Source organism: Gemmobacter sp. (genome assembly GCF_046292685.1).
Lineage (GTDB): Bacteria > Pseudomonadota > Alphaproteobacteria > Rhodobacterales > Rhodobacteraceae > Wagnerdoeblera.
Genome location: NZ_JBKBQM010000017.1, coordinates 1 through 22,220, shown reverse-complemented (window position 1 = coordinate 22,220; position 22,220 = coordinate 1). Strand labels below are relative to the sequence as shown.

18 protein-coding genes are annotated in these 22,220 nt (G+C 69.9%); 8 read left to right on the top strand and 10 right to left on the bottom strand.

Annotated elements, in window-relative coordinates:
• Positions 1-49 precede the first annotated feature (49 nt).
• Entirely contained in the window at positions 50-484 is a 435-nt protein-coding gene (locus ACK4S2_RS06740) for a CBS domain-containing protein (protein ID WP_409621934.1), read from the top strand.
• Positions 485-592: 108 nt separating this feature from the next.
• On the top strand, positions 593-1,099 hold the full coding sequence (gene coaD / locus ACK4S2_RS06735) for a pantetheine-phosphate adenylyltransferase (protein ID WP_409621931.1): 507 nt from the start codon (positions 593-595) through the stop codon (positions 1,097-1,099).
• 36 nt (positions 1,100-1,135) lie between these two features.
• Here the strand turns inward: coaD and ACK4S2_RS06730 are convergent, their stop codons facing one another.
• Positions 1,136-1,831: a type 1 glutamine amidotransferase gene (locus ACK4S2_RS06730; protein WP_409621928.1), complete on the bottom strand. Its 696-nt coding sequence runs from the start codon at positions 1,829-1,831 to the stop codon at positions 1,136-1,138.
• A 110-nt stretch (positions 1,832-1,941) separates the two neighbouring features.
• On the opposite strand from ACK4S2_RS06730, the gene ACK4S2_RS06725 reads away from it, so the two are divergent.
• The 3 genes from ACK4S2_RS06725 (at position 1,942) to ACK4S2_RS06715 (ending at position 6,334) form a co-directional block, all read left to right on the top strand.
• Positions 1,942-2,556, top strand: a complete 615-nt coding sequence (locus ACK4S2_RS06725) for a hypothetical protein (protein ID WP_409621925.1) — start codon at positions 1,942-1,944, stop codon at positions 2,554-2,556.
• Positions 2,557-2,634: 78 nt separating this feature from the next.
• Positions 2,635-4,083 carry an IMP dehydrogenase gene (gene guaB / locus ACK4S2_RS06720; protein ID WP_409621922.1) on the top strand — a complete coding sequence of 483 codons (1,449 nt, stop codon included), beginning with the start codon at positions 2,635-2,637 and terminating at the stop codon, positions 4,081-4,083.
• A 241-nt stretch (positions 4,084-4,324) separates the two neighbouring features.
• Positions 4,325-6,334, top strand: coding sequence for a polysaccharide biosynthesis protein (locus ACK4S2_RS06715; protein WP_409621919.1), 2,010 nt, complete (start codon positions 4,325-4,327; stop codon positions 6,332-6,334).
• A 60-nt stretch (positions 6,335-6,394) separates the two neighbouring features.
• Here ACK4S2_RS06715 and ACK4S2_RS06710 read toward each other — a convergent pair whose 3' ends face one another.
• From ACK4S2_RS06710 to ACK4S2_RS06690, 5 genes are all read right to left on the bottom strand, one after another.
• On the bottom strand, positions 6,395-8,023 hold the full coding sequence (locus tag ACK4S2_RS06710) for an alpha-D-glucose phosphate-specific phosphoglucomutase (RefSeq protein ID WP_409621917.1): 1,629 nt from the start codon (positions 8,021-8,023) through the stop codon (positions 6,395-6,397).
• A gap of 72 nt (positions 8,024-8,095) precedes the next feature.
• Positions 8,096-8,779: a helix-turn-helix transcriptional regulator gene (locus ACK4S2_RS06705; protein WP_409621914.1), complete on the bottom strand. Its 684-nt coding sequence runs from the start codon at positions 8,777-8,779 to the stop codon at positions 8,096-8,098.
• Positions 8,776-9,450 carry a helix-turn-helix transcriptional regulator gene (locus tag ACK4S2_RS06700; protein ID WP_409621912.1) on the bottom strand — a complete coding sequence of 225 codons (675 nt, stop codon included), beginning with the start codon at positions 9,448-9,450 and terminating at the stop codon, positions 8,776-8,778. Before ACK4S2_RS06700 ends, ACK4S2_RS06705 begins: the two co-directional genes overlap by 4 nt.
• A gap of 719 nt (positions 9,451-10,169) precedes the next feature.
• Positions 10,170-10,286, bottom strand: a complete 117-nt coding sequence (locus tag ACK4S2_RS06695; protein ID WP_409621909.1) for a lipoprotein — start codon at positions 10,284-10,286, stop codon at positions 10,170-10,172.
• 150 nt (positions 10,287-10,436) lie between these two features.
• Positions 10,437-12,269 carry an extracellular solute-binding protein gene (locus ACK4S2_RS06690; RefSeq protein WP_409621906.1) on the bottom strand — a complete coding sequence of 611 codons (1,833 nt, stop codon included), beginning with the start codon at positions 12,267-12,269 and terminating at the stop codon, positions 10,437-10,439.
• 352 nt (positions 12,270-12,621) lie between these two features.
• Between ACK4S2_RS06690 and ACK4S2_RS06685 the strand changes: the two genes are divergently transcribed.
• On the top strand, positions 12,622-13,395 hold the full coding sequence (locus ACK4S2_RS06685) for a 3-hydroxybutyrate dehydrogenase (RefSeq protein ID WP_409621903.1): 774 nt from the start codon (positions 12,622-12,624) through the stop codon (positions 13,393-13,395).
• A gap of 22 nt (positions 13,396-13,417) precedes the next feature.
• On the opposite strand, the gene ACK4S2_RS06680 is transcribed toward ACK4S2_RS06685, so the two are convergent.
• A complete protein-coding gene (locus tag ACK4S2_RS06680) occupies positions 13,418-13,789 on the bottom strand; it encodes a rhodanese-like domain-containing protein (protein WP_409621900.1) in 372 nt (123 codons plus the stop codon).
• Between the two features lie 213 nt (positions 13,790-14,002).
• On the opposite strand from ACK4S2_RS06680, the gene uvrA reads away from it, so the two are divergent.
• On the top strand, positions 14,003-16,861 hold the full coding sequence (gene uvrA / locus ACK4S2_RS06675) for an excinuclease ABC subunit UvrA (protein ID WP_409621897.1): 2,859 nt from the start codon (positions 14,003-14,005) through the stop codon (positions 16,859-16,861).
• A gap of 79 nt (positions 16,862-16,940) precedes the next feature.
• Here uvrA and ACK4S2_RS06670 read toward each other — a convergent pair whose 3' ends face one another.
• From ACK4S2_RS06670 to ACK4S2_RS06660, 3 genes are all read right to left on the bottom strand, one after another.
• Positions 16,941-18,323: a sigma-54-dependent transcriptional regulator gene (locus ACK4S2_RS06670; RefSeq protein WP_409621894.1), complete on the bottom strand. Its 1,383-nt coding sequence runs from the start codon at positions 18,321-18,323 to the stop codon at positions 16,941-16,943.
• Entirely contained in the window at positions 18,320-18,724 is a 405-nt protein-coding gene (locus ACK4S2_RS06665) for a hypothetical protein (RefSeq protein ID WP_409621891.1), read from the bottom strand. Before ACK4S2_RS06665 ends, ACK4S2_RS06670 begins: the two co-directional genes overlap by 4 nt.
• A gap of 168 nt (positions 18,725-18,892) precedes the next feature.
• Positions 18,893-20,785: a propionyl-CoA synthetase gene (locus ACK4S2_RS06660; protein ID WP_409621888.1), complete on the bottom strand. Its 1,893-nt coding sequence runs from the start codon at positions 20,783-20,785 to the stop codon at positions 18,893-18,895.
• Positions 20,786-20,975: 190 nt separating this feature from the next.
• On the opposite strand from ACK4S2_RS06660, the gene ACK4S2_RS06655 reads away from it, so the two are divergent.
• Positions 20,976-22,220, top strand: a 1,245-nt coding sequence (locus tag ACK4S2_RS06655) for a hypothetical protein (protein WP_409621885.1), incomplete at its 3' end; no start/stop codon positions are given.

The window sequence follows — 22,220 nt, the reverse complement described above, 5'->3', positions numbered from 1 at the left end:
CAGAATCGGCCCGACAGGCGGACCCTGCCTGAAAAGGGAGGGACAAACCATGCTGGTGCAACAGATTCTGAACGCCAAGCCCGAACAGGGCGTCGCCACCGTTCCGCCCGGCACCACCTTGCGCGAGGCGGTCGAGGTGCTGGCCGTGCGCCGCATCGGCGCGGTGATCGTGTCCTCCGACGGCAAGCGAGTCGCCGGCATCCTGTCGGAACGCGACGTGGTGCGCGAACTGGGCAAGCGCGGGGCGGCTTGCCTCGACGATCCGGTCGAACGGGTGATGACCGCCGCCATCGTCGGTTGCACCCGGTCCGACACCGCCGACCAGGTGCTGGAACGCATGACCGCCGGCCGATTCCGCCACATGCCGGTGATGGAGGCCGGGCAGATGGTCGGCCTCATTTCCATCGGCGACGTGGTCAAGGCGCGGCTGGACGAGCTGGCGATGGAAAAGGACGCGCTCGAGGGCATGATAAAGGGCTTCTGATCCGCGATCTGCCTGCGATTCAATCCGGGCTTGCATTCATCTGCGCAATAATGTTGCGTGTGCAGCATGGCAGCGGGGGGTTCCGCTGCACGGCAGCACGGAGGCCCCATGCGCATCGGACTTTACCCCGGCACCTTCGACCCGGTGACCCTGGGCCACATGGACATCATCGAACGCGCCGCCATGCTGGTGGACCGGCTGGTGATCGGGGTGGCGATCAACCGCGACAAGGGGCCGCTGTTCAGCCTGGAACAGCGCGTCGCCATGATCGAGGCCGAATGCGCCGGCCTGTCGGCCCGCACCGGCACCGAGATCGTCGCGCATCCGTTCGAAAACCTGCTGATCGACTGCGCGCGCGACGTGGGCGCCGGCGTGATCGTGCGCGGGCTGCGCGCGGTGGCGGATTTCGAATACGAATTCCAGATGGTCGGCATGAACCGCGCGCTGGACCATTCCATCGAGACGGTTTTCCTCATGGCCGATGCCCGCCGCCAGGCCATCGCCTCGAAGCTGGTCAAGGAAATCGCCCGGCTGGGCGGCGATGTGTCGAAGTTCGTGCCCCCCCGCGTGAACGAGGCGCTGCGCGACCGCTTCGGCCCGGTCAACACGCGCTAGGTCTGCCGGCGCCCGGGGCGCCCGGGGCGGCGGCGGTCAGATTCGCGCCACCCAGGCCCGCGCCAGCGCCAGCCCCGCGGCATCGGCCGCAGCACCGTCGCGGGTGCGCGCTTCGGCGTAGCCTTCCAGCCAGCCGGGCGAAAGGTTCAGGATGGCGGCCGGAAAGCTGCGGTTCCAGTCCTCGACCACGGCGCGGCTGGCCTCGAAGTGAAACTGCATGCCGTAGCCGGCCCGCCCCACCCGGAACGCCTGCGCCGGCGTCGCGTCGTTCTGCGCCAGATGCGCAGCCCCCGGCGGCAGGGTGAAGGTATCGGAATGCCACTGAAAGATGCGGAACTCCGCGTCCACCGCGCCCAGCACCGGGTCGGCGCGGCCGCTTTCGGTCAGCCGCACTCCGCGCCAGCCGAATTCCGGCGCCGCCCCCAGCCGGTTTTCCGCCCCCGCCCCGCGCGCAAACACCTGCGCGCCGAGGCAAATGCCCAGCACCGCCTTGCCGTCGGTCGCCATGCCCATCATCTGCCGCGCCAGCGCCGGCAGGTAGGGGTGGGTGTGGTCGTCGGTCGCGGCCTGTTCGCCGCCGAACACCACCAGCGCATCATAGGCCGCCGGGTCGGGCAGGCGCCCGTCGGCAAAGGGCTTGTAAAGCCCGATCCGCGCCGCCGCCTCGTGCAGGGCGACGCCGACCTGCCCGTGATGGGTGATGGCAGTATTCTCGACGATGGCAACGCGCATGGGGCCCCCGGTTCTTGCGGCGCCGATGATGCAAGCCGCGACGGAATCCGCAAGGGCCCCGCGTTTGCCCATGCAACCGCTGCACCGGCCCGCCCCCGAAGGAGAGCCCGATGAAAACCTCGCACGCGCTGCTGGCCGCCGGAGCGGTCGCCCTGACCCTTGCCGCCGGCTTTGCCTGGGCCCAGGCGCAGCACGGAATGGGGCAAGGCATGCACGGCATGGGCATGCACGGCATGGGCGGCATGGGGCAGGGCATGCACGGCATGGGCATGGGCGGCGGCATGGGCATGACCCACATGCTGCAAGGCATCGACACCGACGAAACCGAGGTGGAGGACATGCGCGCCCTGTTCCTCGATCACCCGGCGATCCGCCGCAGCGTCGTCAACCTGCCCGACGGCATCGAAACCCTGACCGAATCCGACGATCCGGCGCTGGCCGAGGCCATCTTGCGCCACGTCGCCGGCATGATCGGCCGCGTGGAAGACAACCGCGACCCCCGCGTGCCGATCCAGAGCCCTACGCTCGACCTCCTGTTCGCCAACCGCGCGCTGATCCGCACCGGGATCGTGCCGACCGAAACCGGCGTCCGCGTGACCCAGCGGTCGGACGACGCGGCCACCGTCGCCGCCTTGCAGACCCATGCCGCCGAAGTCTCGGACATGGCGGCGCGCGGCATGCAATCGGTGCACGCGCGCATGATGGGTGCCCCGCGCACCCCGTGACCGCGCGATGACCCCTTGCCTTCGCGGCGCGGGCGTGAAAGGGGGAACCGCCAAACGGACACTCCCGAGGAGACTCTTATGGAGATTCGCGAGGCGCTCACCTTCGACGACGTTCTGCTGGTTCCGGCCGCCTCCAGCGTGCTGCCATCGGATGCCGATACGTCCACCCATGTCACCCGGGCGATCCGGCTGAACATCCCGCTGCTGTCCAGCGCGATGGACACGGTAACCGAGGCGCGCATGGCCATTGCGATGGCGCAGGTCGGCGGCATGGGCGTGATCCACCGCAACCTCGACCCCGAGGCCCAGGCGCGCGAGGTGCGGCGGGTCAAGCGGTTCGAATCGGGCGTGGTCTATGCCCCGATCACCCTGCGCGCCGATCAGACCCTGGCCGATGCCAAGGCGCTGATGGAACGCTACAACATCACCGGCTTTCCCGTGGTGGATGGCGACGGCCGCGTGGTGGGCATCGTCACCAACCGCGACATGCGCTTTGCCTCCGACGACCGCACCCCGGTTTCGGTGATGATGACTTCGGACAACCTCGCACTGCTGCACGAGCCGGTGGACCGCGAGCAGGCGATCAGCCTGATGAAGGCCCGGCGCATCGAAAAGCTGCTGGTCACCGACGGCACCGGCAGGCTGACCGGGCTGCTCACGCTCAAGGATACCGAAAAGGCCGTGCTGAACCCGCAGGCCTGCAAGGACGAACTGGGCCGCCTGCGCGTGGCGGCGGCCACCACCGTGGGCGATGCCGGGTTCGAGCGCAGCCAGGCGCTGATCGAGGCGGGCTGCGACCTGATCGTGATCGACACCGCGCACGGGCATTCCGAAGGGGTGGCCCGCGCGGTCGAACGCATCAAGGCGCTGTCGAACAGCGTGCAGGTGGTGGCCGGCAACGTCGCCACCGCCGAGGCGACGCGCGCCCTGATCGACGCCGGCGCCGATGCGGTCAAGGTCGGCATCGGCCCGGGCAGCATCTGCACCACCCGCATCGTCGCCGGGGTCGGCGTGCCGCAGCTGACCGCGATCATGGATTCCGCGCAGGCCGCAGGCGACATCCCGATCATCGCCGACGGCGGCATCAAGTATTCGGGCGACTTCGCCAAGGCCATCGCGGCCGGCGCCTCCTGCGCGATGGTGGGCAGCGCCATTGCCGGCACCGACGAAAGCCCCGGCGAGGTGATCCTGTGGCAAGGGCGCAGCTTCAAGTCCTATCGCGGCATGGGCAGCCTTGGCGCGATGGCGCGCGGCTCGGCCGACCGCTATTTCCAGAAGGACGCGGCCTCGGACAAGCTGGTGCCCGAAGGCATCGAAGGCCAGGTGCCCTACAAGGGCTCGGTCGCCGCGGTGGTGCACCAGATGGTCGGCGGCCTGCGCGCCGCGATGGGCTATACCGGCAACCGCACCATCGCCCAGATGCGCAGCCGCTGCCAGTTCGTGCGCATCACCAACGCCGGGCTGAAGGAAAGCCACGTCCACGACGTGCAGATCACCCGCGAAAGCCCGAACTACCGCGCGGGCTGACCCATGATTCGCGCGGCGCGGCAAACCCATGCCGCGCCGCGGCGCCACCAGGCGCCACAGCTTGCCGAACGGGCAGATTTTCGCCGACCGGGGCACCGCGCGCCCGCTTTTGATGCAAAGCCCCGCAGAAGTGGTGTGACAGCGGCTTGCAAGGCGTGCTAACCCTCGAGCGTTAAAGTCGAGAGTTGTTTGAGGATCACAGGCAGCGGGCTCGTTGCCCATTTCGTCCGCAGGAACCCGAATGAACATCGCATTGCTGCAATCGCTGTTCGATCTGCCCAGGACGCAAAAGCGCATCCTGCAGGTCGCGACGGACACGCTGTTGCTGGCAGGCAGCTTTGCCCTTGCGATGTTCCTGCGCACCGAAAGCCTCGACTTCATGGACGACTACAAGGTCTGGGCCGCGCTGGTCGCGGCCTTGCCCTTCACGCTCATCCTGTTCGTCAAGCTCGGGTTCTACCGCGCGATCATCCGCTACATGGGTTTCAAGGCGCTGATCACCATCATCAACGGCGTGGTGGCCAGCGCGATCGCCTTGTCGGTGATGACCATCTGGCTCGATCTGCCGGTGCCGGCCGCGGTGCCCGCGCTTTATGCGCTGCTGGCGATGTGCACCGTCGGCGGCATCCGCTTCGCTCTGCGCGCGATCCATCAGCGCACGAACCGGCGCGACAAGACGCGCGTCATCATCTATGGCGCCGGGCAATCCGGGCGGCAGACGGCGCATTCGCTGTGGCAGGGGACGGAACATTCCCCCGCCGCCTTCGTGGACGACAACCCCGACCTGTGGGGCACGCAGATTCTGGGCCTGCGGGTCTGGCCGCCGTCGGAACTCGACCGGCTGATCCGCAGCGAAAACGCCAAGGTGCTGTTGCTGGCGATGCCCTCGGCCAGCCGGGCGGTGCGCGCGCAGATCCTCAAGCGGCTGGAAACCCTGCCGATCCGGGTGCAGACCATTCCGGGCATGGCCGAACTGGTTACCGGCAAGCACCGCGTGGCCGAGATTTCCGAGGTTTCGGTCGAAGACCTGCTGGGCCGCGACCCGGTGCCGCCGGTGCCCGAACTGATGGCCCGCAACATCGCCGGCAAGTCGGTGCTGGTCACCGGGGCAGGTGGCTCGATCGGGTCGGAGCTTTGCCGCCAGATCCTGCGGCAAAGGCCGCGGGTGCTGGTGCTGTTCGACCAGTCCGAATACGCCCTGTTCGAAATCGCCGAGGAACTGGAGGCCGCGCGCCGCGCCGAAGGGCTGAACGTGCGCATCGCGCAGGTGCTGGGCTCGGTGCGCGACTGGGCGCGGATGGAAAAGCTGATGTGCGCCCACGGCGTGCAGACCATCTATCACGCCGCCGCCTACAAGCACGTGCCGATGGTCGAGGAAAACCCCATCGAGGGCCTGTCGAACAACCTGTTCGGCACGCTGGCCTGCGCGCAGGCCGCGATCGCCGCCGGGGTCGAAAGCTTTACCCTCGTCTCCACCGACAAGGCGGTGCGGCCGACCAGCGTGATGGGCGCCTCCAAGCGCCTGGCCGAACTGGTGTGCCAGGCGCAGCCGCGCGGCCCGGGGCATACGCGGTTCTCGATGGTGCGCTTCGGCAATGTGCTGGGGTCTTCGGGTTCGGTCATCCCGCTGTTCCGCCGCCAGATCGCGCAAGGCGGCCCCGTCACCGTCACCCACCGCGAGATCAGCCGCTATTTCATGACCATCACCGAGGCGGCGCAGCTGGTGATCCAGGCTTCGGCGCTGGCGCAGGGGGGCGATGTGTTTCTGCTCGACATGGGCGAGCCGGTGCGCATCGTCGAACTGGCCGAACGGATGATCCGCCTGTCGGGCTGCGTGCCGGTGATCGAAGGCGAACCAGGCACGCGCAAGGCCGCCGAAGGCGCCGATGTGGTGCCCATCGTCTTTACCCGCCCGCGCCGGGGCGAAAAGCTGTTCGAGGAACTGTTCATCGGCAATGCGCAAGAACCCACGGCCCACCCCCGCATCCTGACCGCGACCGAAACCGCGATGGACTGGCAGCGCCTTTCGCCCTTGCTGGAGGCGCTGCGCATGGCCTGCGCCGCCGATGACGAAGCAACCCTGCGCCGCCTGCTGACCGAAGCCCCGATCGGCTATGTGCCGCGCCGGGCCGGCCTGCCGCCTGCGGCCGCCACCGCCGAGGAACCGCGCCCGGCCCCCGCCGCCGCCGAGCCCGTCCCGCCGCGGGCCGCACGGCAGATGTTCGCCAACGGCGGCGTCGCCGGGAGCTGACCGCCTTGCTGCGCGAAGCGCGGCAAACAACTGCACCCGTCTGCGCGAAGCGCGGCCGGCTCAGGTCACCACGTCCGGCGCCGTCCGCCCGGTTGTGCGCGCGATGCCGGCCAGCGCCTCGGCCGCCGCCGCCACCGGCGCCAGCATCGTTTGCGGATCGGTGTCGAACCGTTCCGGGTCGTCGCACGGTGCTTCGAGGTAAAGCCGCAGTGTGGCGCCTTCGGTGCCGGTGCCCGACAACCGCAGCACCAGACGCGCGCCATCCTCGAACACCACGCGCAGCCCCTGGCCGGTGCTGACCGACCCGTCGACCGGATCGGCATAGGCAAAATCGTCGGCCGCCACGATGCGGCGCCCCTCGACCAGGCGGCCGGGCAGGCCGGGCAAGGCGGCGCGCAGGCCGGCCATCACCGCTTCGGCCTGCGGCACCGGCAGCGCCTCGTAATCGTGGCGCGAATAGAAGGTGCGCCCGAACCGGCGCCAGTGCGCCGCCACCAGCTCGGCCACGCCCATGCCGGTCGCCGCCTGGATGTTCAGCCACATCAGCACTGCCCAGAGCCCGTCCTTTTCGCGCACATGGTCCGACCCGGTGCCGAAACTTTCCTCGCCGCAGATCGTGGCCTGCCCGGCGTCCAGCAGATTGCCGAAGAACTTCCAGCCCGTCGGCGTTTCATGCGCACCGATCCCCAGCGCCGCCGCCACCCGGTCGGCCGCGGTCGAGGTGGGCATCGACCGCGCGATGCCGCGCAGCCCGCCGGCATAGCCCGGGCAGCGGTGCGCATGTTCGGCCAGCACCGCCAGACTGTCCGACGGGTTCACATAGATGCCGCGCCCCATCACCATGTTGCGGTCGCCGTCGCCGTCCGAGGCGGCGCCGAAATCGGGGGCATCGTCCGACAGCATCAGGTCGTGCAGCGCCGAGGCCCAGGTCGGGTTCGGGTCGGGGTGCAGGCCGCCGAAATCGGGCAGGGGGGTCGCGTTCACCACCGAACCGGGCGCCGCCCCCAGCCGGCGTTCCAGGATTTCCACGGCATAGGGCCCGGTCACCGCGCACATCGCATCGAAGCGCAGCGTGAATCCGCCGGCGATCATCGCGCGGATCGCGTCGAAATCGAACAGCCGCTCCATCAGCTCGGCATAATCGGTCACCGGGTCCACCACCTCGACCGCCATCCCGTCCAGCCGGGTTTCGCCGATGCGGTCCAGGTCGGGCACCTCGGCATCGGAAATGCGATAGGCGCGCACCGCTTCGCTGGCCTTGTGAATCGCCGCCGTCACCGCCTCGGGCGCCGGTCCGCCATTGGCGATGTTGTATTTCACCCCGAAATCGCCGTCCTCGCCGCCCGGGTTGTGGCTGGCCGACAGGATGATCCCGCCATCCGCACCATTGAGCCGGATCAGGTGCGAGGCCGCCGGGGTCGAGAGCAGCCCCCCCCGCCCCACGATCACCCGCGCCACCCCGTTGGCCGCGGCCATGCGCAGGATGATCCCGGCCGCCTCGCGCCCGAAGAACCGCCCGTCGCCGCCCAGCACCAGCACCTTGCCCGCCGCGCCGACGGCATCGAACATCGCCTGCACGAAGCATTCCAGGTAATGCGGCGCGCGGAACTGCGCCGTCTTCTTGCGCAGGCCCGAGGTTCCGGGCTTCTGCCCGGCAAAGGGTCCGGCGGCAACGGTAATGGCTGGCATGGCAAGGCTCCGGTCGAATGGCGCGCGGACATTCGCCGGAACCGGCGCAAACCGCAAGACGTTCGGCAGCGCTCAGACCCGGTCGGCGCGATGCACGGCGGCGAAATCGGCCCATTCCCGCCCGGGCTCCGGCGGGAACACGCCCGGCAACACCTCGAGCGACAGGATCCGGTCCAGCCGGAAGTTGCGGAAATCGCCGCGCAACGCGCACCAGCCGATCAGCGCCCAGGCCACGCCCCAGCGCTCCAGCGCGAGCGGGCGCACGTCGCGCCGTGTCGGGCGGCCTTCGGCATCGGCATAGTCCAGCACCACCGGCCGGCGCAGCCGGATCGCCCGGCGCAAGGCCGGCAGGTGGCGCACGGCCAGCCGATAGGGACGCGGAAAGGTTTGCTGCGCCACCACATGCGGCAGGTCCATGCCCGGCAGGTAGCCTTCGACCCCGGCCGCCATCCAGGCCAGCAGCCGCGCCCCGGCCGCCGGGTCGCGCGCCGCCACGATGGCCAGGGCGGCCGCCAGCACCTCGCGTTCGGCGGCCGTCACGCGCAGTTCGGGCAAGAGCAACTCGCGCACCAGTTGCCAGCCTTCGGCCGCGCTGCCCTCGATGGGGTAGCCCGCCGCGATCAGCAGGTCGAGGTCGGCGCGCAGCCGCTGGCGACTGTCGCCGGTGGCGGCTTCCAGCGCGGCCAGGGTCTGGGGCGGGCCCAGCGACAGCCGCGCCAGCAGGCGCGCCAGGCGCCGCTCCAGCCCGCCGGTCATGGCGCACCACCCGCCTGCGCGGCGCGCCAGTCGGCCAGGCTGCGCCCCGGTTCCTCGGTAAAGATCTCGCCCGTCGGGGTCAGCGCCACGATGCGATCGACCCGGAACGCCTGAAAGTCGCCGCGCGCCTCGCACCAGGCGACCAGCACCTGCACCCGGCCCGCCAGGTCCAGCGCCAGCGGGCGGATGTCGCGGTGGCTTTCGCGGCCGCGGCTGTCGATATAGCTGATCGTCAGCCGCTCGCGCGCGCGGATCGCCTTGCGGATCGCCGGCAGATGCGCCGCCGCCCGCGCCGCCTCCTGCCCGGTGAACACGAACAGGTCGTCGCCTTCGGGCGGCGCCGGCGTGACCGAGGCGATCTTGGCCGCCAGCGCCCGCGCCGCCCGCGCCAGCGCCGGGTCGTCGCCTTCGGCCACCAGGCGCACGCCCTGGCGCAAGGCCTCGATCTCGGGCCCGGTCAGGATCATCGGCGGCAGCGTGATCGGCGCGCGCAGGATGTAGCCCACCCCCCGTTCGCCTTCCACCGGCAGGCCGCTGGCCATCAGCGTCGCCATGTCGCGCCAGATCGTGCGCACCGAAACGCCCAGGCGTTCCGCCATTTCGCCGGCACGGTGCAACCGCCCGTCGCGCAGGATCTGGATCAGGTCGAACAGGCGGTCGGTGCGGCGCATGGCGGCAAGGTGGGGCAGGGGCCGCGCGCCGTCAACCGGGCAGCAGCGCAAAGGCCGGGGCATCGAACGGGTGCGTCACCCCGGCCAGCAACGCCAGGATGGCCAGCGCCGCGGCGCCCCCCGCCACATGCCTCGCCCGCCGGATCGCCGCCCCCCGCCGCGGCCAGATGATGCGCCAGATGCGCGGCCAGAAACAGCGTCAGCCCTCCCCCCCCGCCACCCGCCGTTGCGCCTGTGCCGCCGTCCATGCCATGCCGGTGCCGCCCGAATTCATACCATCAGGTATGGTTTCCCACAGCCGCTTGCGCCCGACCATACCCTATCATATGGCCAGCCCATGCCCACCCCGCGCCCGCGCCTTGCCCCCGCCGACTGGATCCGCGCCGGTTTCCGCCGTCTGGCCGCCGACGGCCCCGCCGGCCTGCGGGTCGATCTGATGGCCGCCGACCTCGGCGCCACCAAGGGCAGCTTCTACTGGCATTTCGCCGACATCGCCGCCTTGCGCCGCGCGCTGCTGACGACGTGGGAGGAGGTGGCCCCGCGCCGCCCCTCCGCCCGGGTCGAGGCTTCGGGCCGTGACGGGGCGGGCAAGCTTGCGCTGCGCGCGCAGCTTGTGTCGCTGGAACCCCCGGCCGATCCGGGCGGCCCTGGCACCAACGCACCCGGTCGGGCCGCGCTGCACGCGCCCGGTTGCGACCCTCCTCGTCGCCGCCGTCAGGTCAGAACCAGCTGCCCACCCTTTGCGCCGCGCCCGAAATGTCGCGCCCCACGCCATCCACGGTGTTGCAGCCTGCCAAAGCCAGCGCCAGCAGCGCCGCCCCGATCATCCGCTTCATTGCCTCGTGCCTCTTGCTCTGCCGCTTCCGCCCCCGTTGCCCGGGGTGCCCTTCACCTTGGCAAAATATCCCGGGGGGAGTCCGGCTGCCAAGCCGGACGGGGGGCAGCGCCCCCCTTGCGCCGCGCACCGATGCGGTCCGGCCACAGCCTCAGTCCTGCCACCACCACACGTCCGGCAGGAACCCCGCCGCATCGCCGTAAACCGGCAGCCGATCGGCAGCAAAGCGCAGCCGCCGGTCGTGCGCCAGCCGCGCGCGGTCGGCAAACCACAGCGGTATCACATGGCGCCCCGCCATCAACGCGCGGTCCAGCGCCTGCACCGCGGTGCGGAAATCGGCCGGGTCGCGCGCGGCCAGCATGGTTTCGATCATCGCGTCCACCGCCGGGCTGTCGACCCCGGCGATGTTGCGCGTGCCGGGGGTCGTCACCCCGTCGCGCCCCCAGTAAAGGTATTGCTCATACCCCGGGCTCAGCGAATTGGCGCGCACGATCGGGGTGATGTCGAAATCGTAGTCGCGCAGCCGCGCGTTCAGCTGCGCATCGTCCACCGCCACGATCCGCGCCGAAATCCCCAGCCGCTCCAGCGCCCGCGCCCAGATCGTGGCGACCGAGCGCATCTCCGCCCCGCCGATCGGCAGCAGGATTTCCAGCGCCATCGCCTCGCCCGCGGCATTCACCCGCCGCCCGTCGGCGGCCACGGTCCAGCCGGCCTCCTCCAGCCAGCGCCCGGCGCGGCGCAAGCCGGCGCGGTTGGCCTCGGACCCGTCCGACACCGGCAGGCTCAGGTCGCCCAGCGCATCGGGCGGCAGGCTGTCCGCAAAGGGCGCCAGCAAGGCGGCCACGGCGGCCGAGGCCGGGCCCGGCCCCATCGCCAGATCCGAGTTGTGGAACCACGACTGCACCCGCGGTTCGCTGCCGCCGTTGACGGTGGCATTGACGAACTCGAACCCGAAACTGTCGATCAGCGCCTGCCGCACGCGCCAGTCCGCCAGCACCGCCCGGCGCCCGTTCATCGCCAGCCCCGTCATCATTGCCGGCCGCCAGTGCGGGATCTCCGATTTCACCACCTCGCCCGAACGCACCCGCGCAAAATCGTAGCCCGAGGCCCAGCGCGCCGCCTGGCCTTCGCGGAACACCTGGATCGCGCCGGCCTTGAACGCCTCGAACATCACCGCGCCATCGGCAAAGTATTCCACCTTCACCTCGTCGAAATTGTGCATCCCGCGCATCAGCGGCAGGTCCGCCGCCCACCAGTCGGCCCGGCGGGCAAAGGTGATCGACCGCCCCGGGTCCACCGCCGCCACCCGATAGGGCCCCGAGCCCAGCGGCGCCACCATGCCCGAGGCCGCCGGATCGCGGCCTTGCCAGTCTTTCGCGCTCAGCACCGGGCGCAACCCCAGGATCAGCGGCAATTCGCGGTCGGGGGCGGTAAAATCGAACCGCACGCTGCGCGGGCCGGTGGCATGGGCGCGCGCCACCTTGGCATGGGCCGCGGCATAGCGCGGATGCGCCTTGGCCAGCGCCTCGAACGACCACAGCACATCCTCGACCGTCACCGGGTCGCCGTTGGCGAATCGTGCGCCTTCGCGCAGCGTGAATTCGGCAAAGCTGCGCGCGTCGTCGGTGGTGACCGATTCGGCCAGCAACCCGTAAACGGTAAAGGGTTCGTTCCAGGCCCGCCCCATCAGCGTTTCCACCGTCAAGGGCGCGATCCAGCCCGGCGCGCGCCCGAGCGTCGAGAAGGGGTTGAGCGAATCGAACCCGCCCACTTCGCCCAGCACGATCCGCCCGCCCTTCGGTGCCTCGGGGTTGACCTGGGGCTGAGCCACAAGATCGGGGGGCAGGGCCGGGTTTCCGTGCATGGCAATACCATGCATGGTGGTCGGCTCGGCCCGGGAATCACCCGCCGCCCCGGCCCCCGCCAGCACCCCGGCAACAAGCGCAAAGGCCAGGGCCGGCTTGCGGAAATAATCGGTCGTCATGGTGGAAACGCTGCCTCCGGCCCTTGTTTCGCTGGCCCCCGTGATAACGGCCCACTGTGCACCATGCAAATTTTCGGCTTGGAAACCGGCAACTTGCAGCGTATAAGGTAAGCACTGCTCGATAGGTTTCTTGCCTGTATGAAACCTGCCTCAACACTGAACGCCCGCCTTGCGCGGGCGTTTTTTTGGCCCCCCCCGCACGCCCGTCTTGCGCGGGCGTTTCTGGGCCCCCCCGCATCCCGCCGGCCTGACACGGGCAGATTTTCGCCCTGCGCCGCATCGCGCCCCGCGGCACCCTCTGGCGCCGCGCCGCGCATTGCTTATGCTGCGCCTGCACACAAGGGAGGCGCCGATGCAACTGAAGGGCAAACACGCGATCGTGACCGGGTCGAACTCGGGTATCGGTCTGGGTATCGCGGTGGAACTGGCGCGGGCGGGCTGCAACCTCGTCATCAACTCGTTCACCGACCGGCCCGAGGATCACGCCCTGGCCGCGCAACTGGCCGCCGAACACGGCGTCGCGGTGCGCTACATCGCGGCCGACATGGCGAGCCCCGCCCAGTGCCGCGCGCTGGTGGAAACCGCCGGCGGCTGCGACATCCTGGTCAACAACGCCGGCATCCAGCATGTCGCCCCGATCGAGGAGTTTCCGACCGAGCGTTGGGATGCGATCATCGCCATCAACCTCAGTTCGGCCTTCCACACCACCGCGGCCGCCTTGCCGGGCATGCGCGCGCGCGGCTGGGGCCGGGTGGTCAACATCGCCTCGGCGCACGGGCTGACCGCCAGCCCCTTCAAGTCGGCCTATGTCGCCGCCAAGCACGGGGTGGTCGGCCTGTCCAAGACCGTGGCGCTGGAATGTGCCGGGCAAGGCATCACCTGCAACGCGATCTGCCCGGGCTACGTGCTGACCCCGCTGGTCGAGGCGCAGATCCCCGGCCAGATGCAGGTGCACAACATGGGCCGGGACGAGGTGGTGAAAAAGGTGATGCTCGCCCGCCAGCCCTCGGGCGAATTCGCCACCGTGGAACAGGTCGGCGGCACCGTGGTGTTCCTGTGTTCCGACGCTGCCGCCCAGATCACCGGCACCACGATCAGCGTGGATGGCGGCTGGACGGCGCTGTAACGCGCCGCCCGCCTTGCGGGTCTCAGGCCGGGCGGTGCACCTTGCCGCCGCCCGCCGTCCAGGCGTGGAAGCCGCCCAGGTTGTAAACCTCGCGGTAGCCCAGGTTCAGCAGGATCTCCGCCGCCATCGCCGACCGCCCGCCCGAGGCGCAGAACACCGCCACCGGGGCATCGGGGTCCAGCGCCGGGTTGTGGTCGGGGTGGCGCGGGTCGGCCAGGTCGGCCAGCCGCATCAGCGGCGCATGCACCCCGCCCGAGGCAGTGCCGCTGGCGCGCAGCTCGGAAATGTCGCGCACATCGACCACGGTCAATTCGCCGCGGGCGTGACGCGCCACACAGTCTTGCGGGGAAATCCGGCCGACGCGCGGGCCGGCGTTGCGGGCAAATCCGAACATCTGAAGCAACCTTTCGGGGGTTTGGGTTGGCTGTGATCTGGGGCGATCCTGCCGCAGGCGCAAGACCGCTGGCAAGAAAATATTCGCGTTATTGAATATTGCATGCGAGCCTTGCGTTTCCTGCGCAACTGTTCTCCAATCGTTCACGCTTTCCGATTGGCCTTCCCGGAAAATCCCGCTATCTCTCGGCCTCGGGCCTGCGGGGGTGCTGTCATGGCGGAACAGAAGTTCATCGAGGTGCGCGGCGCGCGCGAACACAACCTCAAGGGCATCGACGTGGACATCCCGCGCGACCGGCTGGTGGTCATCACCGGGCTGTCGGGGTCGGGCAAGTCCAGCCTCGCCTTCGACACCATCTATGCCGAAGGCCAGCGCCGCTATGTCGAATCGCTCAGCGCCTACGCGCGCCAGTTTCTGGACATGATGCAGAAGCCGGATGTGGACCACATCTCGGGCCTGTCGCCGGCCATTTCCATCGAACAGAAGACCACCAGCAAGAACCCGCGCTCCACCGTCGGCACGGTGACCGAGATCTACGACTACCTGCGCCTCCTGTTCGCCCGCGTCGGCGTGCCGCATTCGCCCGCCACCGGCCTGCCGATCGAGGCGATGCAGGTGCAGGACATGGTGGACCGCATCATGGCGCTGCCGCAAGGCACCCGCGGCTATCTGCTGGCGCCGATCGTGCGCGACCGCAAGGGCGAATACCGCAAGGAGATGCTCGACCTGCGCAAGCAGGGCTTCCAGCGCGTCAAGGTCGACGGCACCTTCCACGAACTCGACGAACCGCCCGAGCTCGACAAGAAGCTGCGCCACGACATCGACGTGGTGGTGGACCGCATCGTGGTGCGCGAAGGGCTGGAGGTGCGCCTGGCCGACAGCTTGCGCACCGCGCTCAACCTTGCCGACGGCATCGCCATTCTCGAGACGGCACCTTCGGAAGGCGCCGCAGAGCGTTACGTCTTCAGCGAAAAGTTCGCCTGCCCGGTGTCGGGCTTCACCATCCCCGAGATCGAGCCGCGGCTGTTTTCCTTCAACGCGCCGTTCGGGGCCTGCCCGGTCTGCGACGGGCTGGGGGTCGAGCTTTTCTTCGACGAACGCCTTGTCGTGCCCGACCAGTCGCTGACGCTGCTGCAAGGCGCCATCGCGCCCTGGGCCAAATCCCGCACGCCCTATTTCGTGCAGACCATCGAGTCGCTGGCCAATCACTACAGGTTCGACCCCAAGAAGAAGTGGAAGGATCTGCCCGAGGAGATCCGCCGCCTGTTCCTCTACGGCTCGCAAGGCGAGGAGATCCTGTTCCGCTACGACGAAGGCGGCCGGGTCTATCAGGTCAGCCGCACCTTCGAAGGCGTGATCCCCAACCTCGAACGCCGCTACAAGGAAACCGACAGCGCCTGGTCGCGCGAGGAGATGGAGCGTTACCAGAACAACCGCGCCTGCGGCGCCTGCGGCGGCTACCGGCTGCGGCCCGAGGCGCTGGCGGTCAGGATTGCCGGCCTGCACGTGGGCCAGGTGGTGCAGAAGTCGATCCGCGATGCCTATGCCTGGATCGGCGGCGTGATGGAAACGCTCACCCCCCAGCGCCAGGAAATCGCCCGCGCCATCGTCAAGGAAATCCGCGAACGGCTCGGATTCCTCAACAACGTCGGGCTGGAATACCTCACCCTGTCGCGCAACGCCGGCACCCTGTCGGGCGGCGAATCGCAGCGCATCCGGCTGGCCAGCCAGATCGGATCGGGGCTCACCGGCGTGCTCTACGTGCTCGACGAACCCTCCATCGGCCTGCACCAGCGCGACAACGACCGCCTGCTGACCACGCTGAAATCCCTGCGCGACCAGGGCAACACCGTGCTGGTGGTCGAACACGACGAAGACGCGATCCGCAGCGCCGACTACGTCTTCGACATCGGCCCCGGTGCCGGGGTCCACGGCGGGCGCGTCGTGGCCCAGGGCACGCCCGATCAGCTGGCCCGCGACCCCGCCAGCCTCACGGGGCAATACCTGTCGGGCGCGCGCGAAATCGCCGTGCCGCCCACGCGGCGCAAGGGCAGCGGCAAGAAGCTCACCGTGGTCGGCGCCACCGGCAACAACCTCAAGAACCTCACCGTCGATTTTCCGCTGGGCAAGTTCGTCTGCGTCACCGGCGTCTCGGGCGGCGGCAAGTCCACCCTCACCATCGAAACCCTGTTCAAGACCGCCGCCGTCCGGCTCAACGGCGCGCGCGAAACCCCGGCGCCTTGCGAAACCATCAAGGGCTTCGAACACCTCGACAAGGTGATCGACATCGACCAGCGCCCCATCGGCCGCACCCCGCGGTCCAACCCCGCCACCTACACCGGCGCCTTCGACCCGATCCGCGACTGGTTCTCCGGCCTGCCCGAGGCGCAGGCCCGCGGCTACAAGCCCGGCCGCTTTTCCTTCAACGTCAAGGGCGGCCGGTGCGAGGCCTGCCAGGGCGACGGCGTCATCAAGATCGAGATGCACTTCCTGCCCGACGTCTACGTCACCTGCGAAACCTGCAAGGGCGCGCGCTACAACCGCGAAACCCTGGAAATCCGCTTCAAGGGCAAAAGCATCGCCGACGTGCTCGAAATGACCTGCGAGGACGCGCGCGATTTCTTCGCCGCCGTGCCCGCCATCCGCGACAAGATGGAGGCGCTTTGCCAGGTGGGCCTGGGCTACATCAAGGTCGGCCAGCAGGCCACCACCCTCTCGGGCGGCGAGGCGCAGCGCGTGAAACTGTCGCGCGAACTCAGCCGCCGCGCCACCGGGCGCACCCTCTACATCCTCGACGAACCGACCACCGGCCTGCATTTCGAGGATGTGCGCAAGCTGCTCGAAGTGCTGCACGAACTGGTCGACCAGGGCAACACGGTGGTGGTGATCGAACACAACCTCGACGTGGTGAAAACCGCCGACTGGGTCATCGACATCGGCCCCGAAGGCGGCGACGGCGGCGGCGAGGTGGTGGCCACCGGCACGCCCGAGGATGTGGCCGCCGACCCGCGCAGCCACACCGGCCGCTACCTCGGCCCGCTCCTGCGCAAGGGCCGCGTCGCGGCCGAGTGACCGCCCCCTTTCACCTTGCCGAAATATCCTCGGGGGGTGAATGCGGCGCAGCCGCAGAGGGGGGCAGACAGCCCCCCTTTCAACCGGCCGTCCAGGCCTCGCGCTTGCGATACAGGGTCGAGGCCGCCACCCCCAGCTCGCGCGCCGCCCGCGGCAACGATCCGCCGTGCCGCGCGATCGCCGCCTCGATCGCCAGCCGCTCGATCTCGGCCAGCGTGCGCCCGGCCAGCATCTGGCCCAGGTCCGGCGGCGCCGCGGCGGGCAAGGGGGCAGGGGGGGGCACCGGCGCCGGCCCGGGCGGCAGCAGCGCCTCCTGCGGCAGCATGTCCAGCGTCACCGCCGGCCCGTCGTGCAGCACCACCACGTTGCGCATCACGTTCAGCACCTGCCGCACATTGCCCGGCCAGGGCAGCCGGCGGAACAGCGCCTGCACCTCGGGCGACAGGTCGGCAAAGCGGCGGCCCTCCTCGGCGGCAAATCGGCGCAAGGCGGCCTGCGCAATCTCGATCACGTCGTCGCCGCGCTCGCGCAAGGGCGGCATGTGGATGGGCACCACGTGCAGGCGGTAATACAGATCCTCGCGGAACCGCCCGGCGCGCACCTGTTCCAGAGGGTCGCGGTTTGTGGCGCAGACGATGCGCACATCCACCTTGCGCGGCCGGGTCGAACCCACCGGCGTCACGCTCGAGGTCTGCAGAAACCGCAGCAGCTTGGGTTGCAGGCCCAGGTCCATCTCGCAGATCTCGTCCAGAAACAGCGTGCCGCCATCGGCTGCCACCGCTGCACCGGGCTTGTCGCTGACCGCGCCGGTGAACGCCCCGCGCACATGGCCGAAGACCTCGGATTCCAGCAGGTCGGGCGGAATCGCGCCGCAGTTCAGCGCGATGAACGGCCCCCGGGCGCGCGGGCTCAGGTCGTGCACCGCCTGCGCCGCCAGTTCCTTGCCGGTGCCGCTTTCGCCGGTGATGAACACCGATGCCATCGACCGCGCGACCGACCGGATGCGCGCCGCCACCGCCTGCATCGGCTCCGATTGCCCGGCAAGGCCCGGAATCGCCGCTGCCGCGGCCCCGCTGCGCGGCGCGGCCCCGCCGCCGGCGCGCAAGGCGTTTTCCACCGCCGCCACGAAACGCGCCTCGTCGAAGGGCTTGACCAGGAAATCCTGCGCGCCGGCGCGCATCGCCTCGACCGCCTTGTTGATCGACCCGTTCGAGGTGATGACGATCACCCGCGTTCCCGGCCGTTCGGCCAGCATGTCGCGCATCAGTGCCAGCCCGTCGCGGTCGGGCAACATGATGTCCAGCAACACGCAATCGGGCTCCAGCCGCCGGAACAGCGCCAGCCCGTCGGCCGCGGTGCCGGCCAGTTCCACCGCGTGCCCCGCGGCTTCCAGCACCGCGCGATAGACCAGTTGCAAGGACGGCGTGTCCTCGACCAGCAGCAACGGGCGCGGATCGGTCATCCGCCCATCCCGTCCAGCCGCGCCGCCAGAAAGGCCAGCAGCGCTTCGAGCGGCCCCAGCACCCCCGCCACGGCCGCGCGCAGCTCCGGCCCCGACTGGTGGTGCGCGGTGGCGTTCAGCGCCTGGGCCAGGTCCTGCACCTTCCCCGCGCCGGTCGCCCCGGCCAGCGCCACCAGCACATGGGCCTGCGCCCGCACGACGCCCGGGTCGGGCGCCTCGGCCGTCGCCAGCAGCTGGGCATGCACCTGTTCCAGGTCGATCAGCAGCTGGCGCAGCAGGTCTTCGGCATGGGCACCGGCCACCTGCATCAGATGGTCGAAGCGGTCTTGGTCCAGCGCCAGCGGCGGGTTGCGGCCGGCGCCTTCGCCTTGCGGGGGGCGGCGCAGCGGTTCGGTGTTCATGGCGCCTCGCGGTCTGGGGTCGGCGGTGGCCGGCGGGGCAGGGCCGGCCTTGCGCTCAGCCTAGGCGAGTGCGTCGGCGCAGAAAAGCCCCAAGGTTGCAAACCGCACAGGTTTGTGTCGGGCCAGGGCGCGCGCAGGGGCGCCCCGCCCCGCCCCGACCGCCGCCGGTCAGGTGCAGGCGTAGCCGATGGTGCGCAGCGCCTCGCGGATCTCGTCCAGGATCGCCGGGTCGTCGATGGTGGCGGGCACCTTGAACGCCTCGCCATCGGCGATCTTGACCATGGTGGCGCGCAGGATCTTGCCCGAGCGCGTCTTGGGCAGCCGGTCCACCACCACCGCCTTCTTGAAATCGGCCACCGGGCCGATGCGGTCGCGGATCAGCTTGACGCTTTCGGCGACGATCTCGGCATGGGGGCGGTTGCAGCCCTTGTTCAGGCACAGGAACCCGACCGGCACCTGCCCCTTCAGCGCATCGCCGGCCCCGATCACCGCGCATTCGGCCACATCCGGGTGGCCGGCCAGCACCTCCTCCATCGCGCCGGTCGAAAGCCGGTGCCCGGCGACGTTGATGACGTCGTCGGTGCGCGCCATGATGTAAAGGTATCCGTCCTCGTCCTTGTAGCCGGCATCGCCGGTTTCGTAATAGCCGGGGAAATGCGCGAGGTAGGATTTGCGGAACCGGTCCTCGGCGTTCCACAGCGTGGGCAGCGTGCCGGGGGGCAAGGGCAGCTTCACCGCAATCGCGCCCAGCGTGCCCGCAGGCACCGGATGGCCGCCTTCGTCCAGAACCTGCACGTCATAGCCCGGCATGGCGACGGACGGCGAACCGAGTTTCACCGGCAGCAGTTCCACCCCCACGGGGTTGGCGGCGATGGCCCAGCCGGTTTCGGTCTGCCACCAGTGGTCGATCACCGGCACACCCAGCCTGGTCTGCGCCCAGACGATGGTATCGGGGTCGGCCCGTTCGCCCGCAAGGAACAGCGCCCGCAACGACGACAGGTCGTAGTTGCCCACCAGCTTGCCTTCGGGGTCGTCGCGCTTGATGGCGCGGAAGGCGGTCGGCGCGGTAAAGAAGCTGGCCACCTTGTGGTCGCGGATCACCCGCCAGAAGGTGCCGGCATCGGGCGTGCCCACCGGCTTGCCTTCGAACACGATGGTGGTGTTGCCATGCACCAGCGGCCCATAGCAGATGTAGCTGTGCCCCACGACCCAGCCCACGTCGGAGGCGGCCCAGAACACCTCGCCGGGGTTCACGCCATAGATGTTCTTCATCGACCAGTGCAGCGCCACCAGATGCCCGGCGGTGTGGCGCACCACGCCCTTGGGCTGGCCCGTGGTGCCCGAGGTGTAAAGGATATAGGCCGGGTGGTTGCCTTCGACCGGCAGGCAGGCGGCAGGCTCGGCGCCATACTGGAAGCTGTGCCATTCATGGTCGCGCCCTTCGACCAGCTTCGCCACCTCCTGCTCGCGCTGGAAGATCACGCAGAACTCGGGCTTGTGCGCCGCCAGCTCGATCGCGCCGTCCAGCAAGGGCTTGTAATGCACCACGCGGTTGGGCTCGACCCCGCAGCTGGCGGCGATGATCGCGCGGGGCCTGGCATCGTCGATCCGCGTTGCCAGCTCCGCCGCGGCAAAGCCGCCGAACACCACCGAGTGAATGGCACCGATCCGCGCGCAGGCCAGCATCGCCTCCAGCGCCTCGGGCACCATCGGCATGTAGACGATCACCCGGTCGCCCTTGGCGATGCCTTGCCGCGCCAGCGCGCCGGCCAGCCGTGCCACGCGCTCCTGCAATTCGGCAAAGGTGATCTTGTGCACGGTGCCCGTCACCGGGCTGTCGTGGATGATCGCCACCTGCGCGCCGCGCCCCGCCTGCACATGGCGGTCCACCGCGTTCCAGCAGGCGTTGACCAGCCCGTCCGCGAACCATTCGCCGCAAGGGCCGTTCTCGGCGAACAGCGCCCGGCTGGGCGGGCGCACCCAGTCGATCGCCCGGGCCTGGTCCATCCACCAGGCTTCGGGGTCGGCGGCCCATGCGGAATAGACGGATGCGTAGCTCATGCGGTTGTCCCCCTTGCGGCACTGCGGCGCGTGACTCGGCCTGCGCCGTGACACGCAATTGTTTCGCAACTATTGCGCGGGCTGCCAAGCCATGCTGCTGCGCGGCACTGCCGCGCCGCCCCCGGCGAAACGCTTGATCGCCCCCCCCCCGTTCTGCGACTGTCGCGGCAACGCGCCCCGGAGAGCCCCCATGTGCCAGTCCTGTTTCCAGTTGTCCTGCGTCGGGGTCGAGGGGTGCGCCTCTGCCCCGGGCCTGGCCCGGGGCCCGGGCCTGGCCCCCGCCGCCGCCACCGAGGTGCGCGACTACACCGCCTTGCTGGCCTATCTCGACTATCCCGGCACCCGCTTCAACGCCTTGCTGCCGCAACCGGGGGCGCCGGTCTTTGTCAGCTACCGCTTTCTGGAAAGCGACCAGCTGCCGCCGCTGGACGCGGTGGCCTATGCCGTGACCGAGGTCTGGTCCTTCGGCACCGCGCAGCGCGATTCCACCCGGGCCGCGCTGGCGCAGCTGGCGGCCACCGCGGGGGTGGTCTTCGTCGAAACCACGGCCGATACCGCGATGGTCGACTTCCACGGTGCCAGCGGCTCGACCTGGGCCGGCTGGTCGAACTATCCGTCGGTGGGCGACTGGGGCGTGGGCCGCGGCACGCTGGTGATGAACCGCGCCGACAGCTTTGCCCCCGGCAGCGCCAGCTTTCAGGTGCTGCTGCACGAACTGGGCCATGCCGTGGGGCTGAAACACCCGTTCGACGGCGGCCTTGTGCTGGCCCCCGATCTGGACCGCACCGAAAACACCCTCATGTCCTACAGCTGGTCCAGCAGCAACCTGCGCGTCTATTCCCCGTTCGACGTGCAGGCCCTGCAACACCTTTACGGCGCGCCCCGCGACCTGACCGGCTGGACCTGGGCCTATCAGGGCTGGACCTTCGTTCTGGCCGCCGGCCCCGGCGACGACATCATCCCGGGCACCGGCAGCGCCAACAGCCTGGCGGGCGGGGCCGGCGCCGACCTGATCCTGGGCGGCCCGCTGAACGATACGCTGACCGGCGGTGCCGGCAACGACACGCTGCGCGGGTTGCAAGGCAACAACCTGCTGATCGGCGGCGACGGCGACGACCTGTTCGAAGGCGCGGCCTGGGGCGGGCGCGATACCATCTGGGGCGGCGCCGGCCACGACCGGGTCACCTTGCGCGCCGGCAACAACGAGGTCTGGGCCGGCCCGGGCAACGACACCCTGTCGGGCGGCAGCGGCAGCGACACGCTGGGCGGCGGCGCCGGCGACGACCTGATCGAGGCGCTCGACGGCCAGCGCAACCGGCTCTGGGGTGGCGACGGGCAGGATACCCTGCGCACCGCCGCCTGGGGCGACGGCGCCGGCGGCGGCTTCGGCAACGATCTGGTCCATGGCGGCAACGGCTGGGATACGCTGATGGGC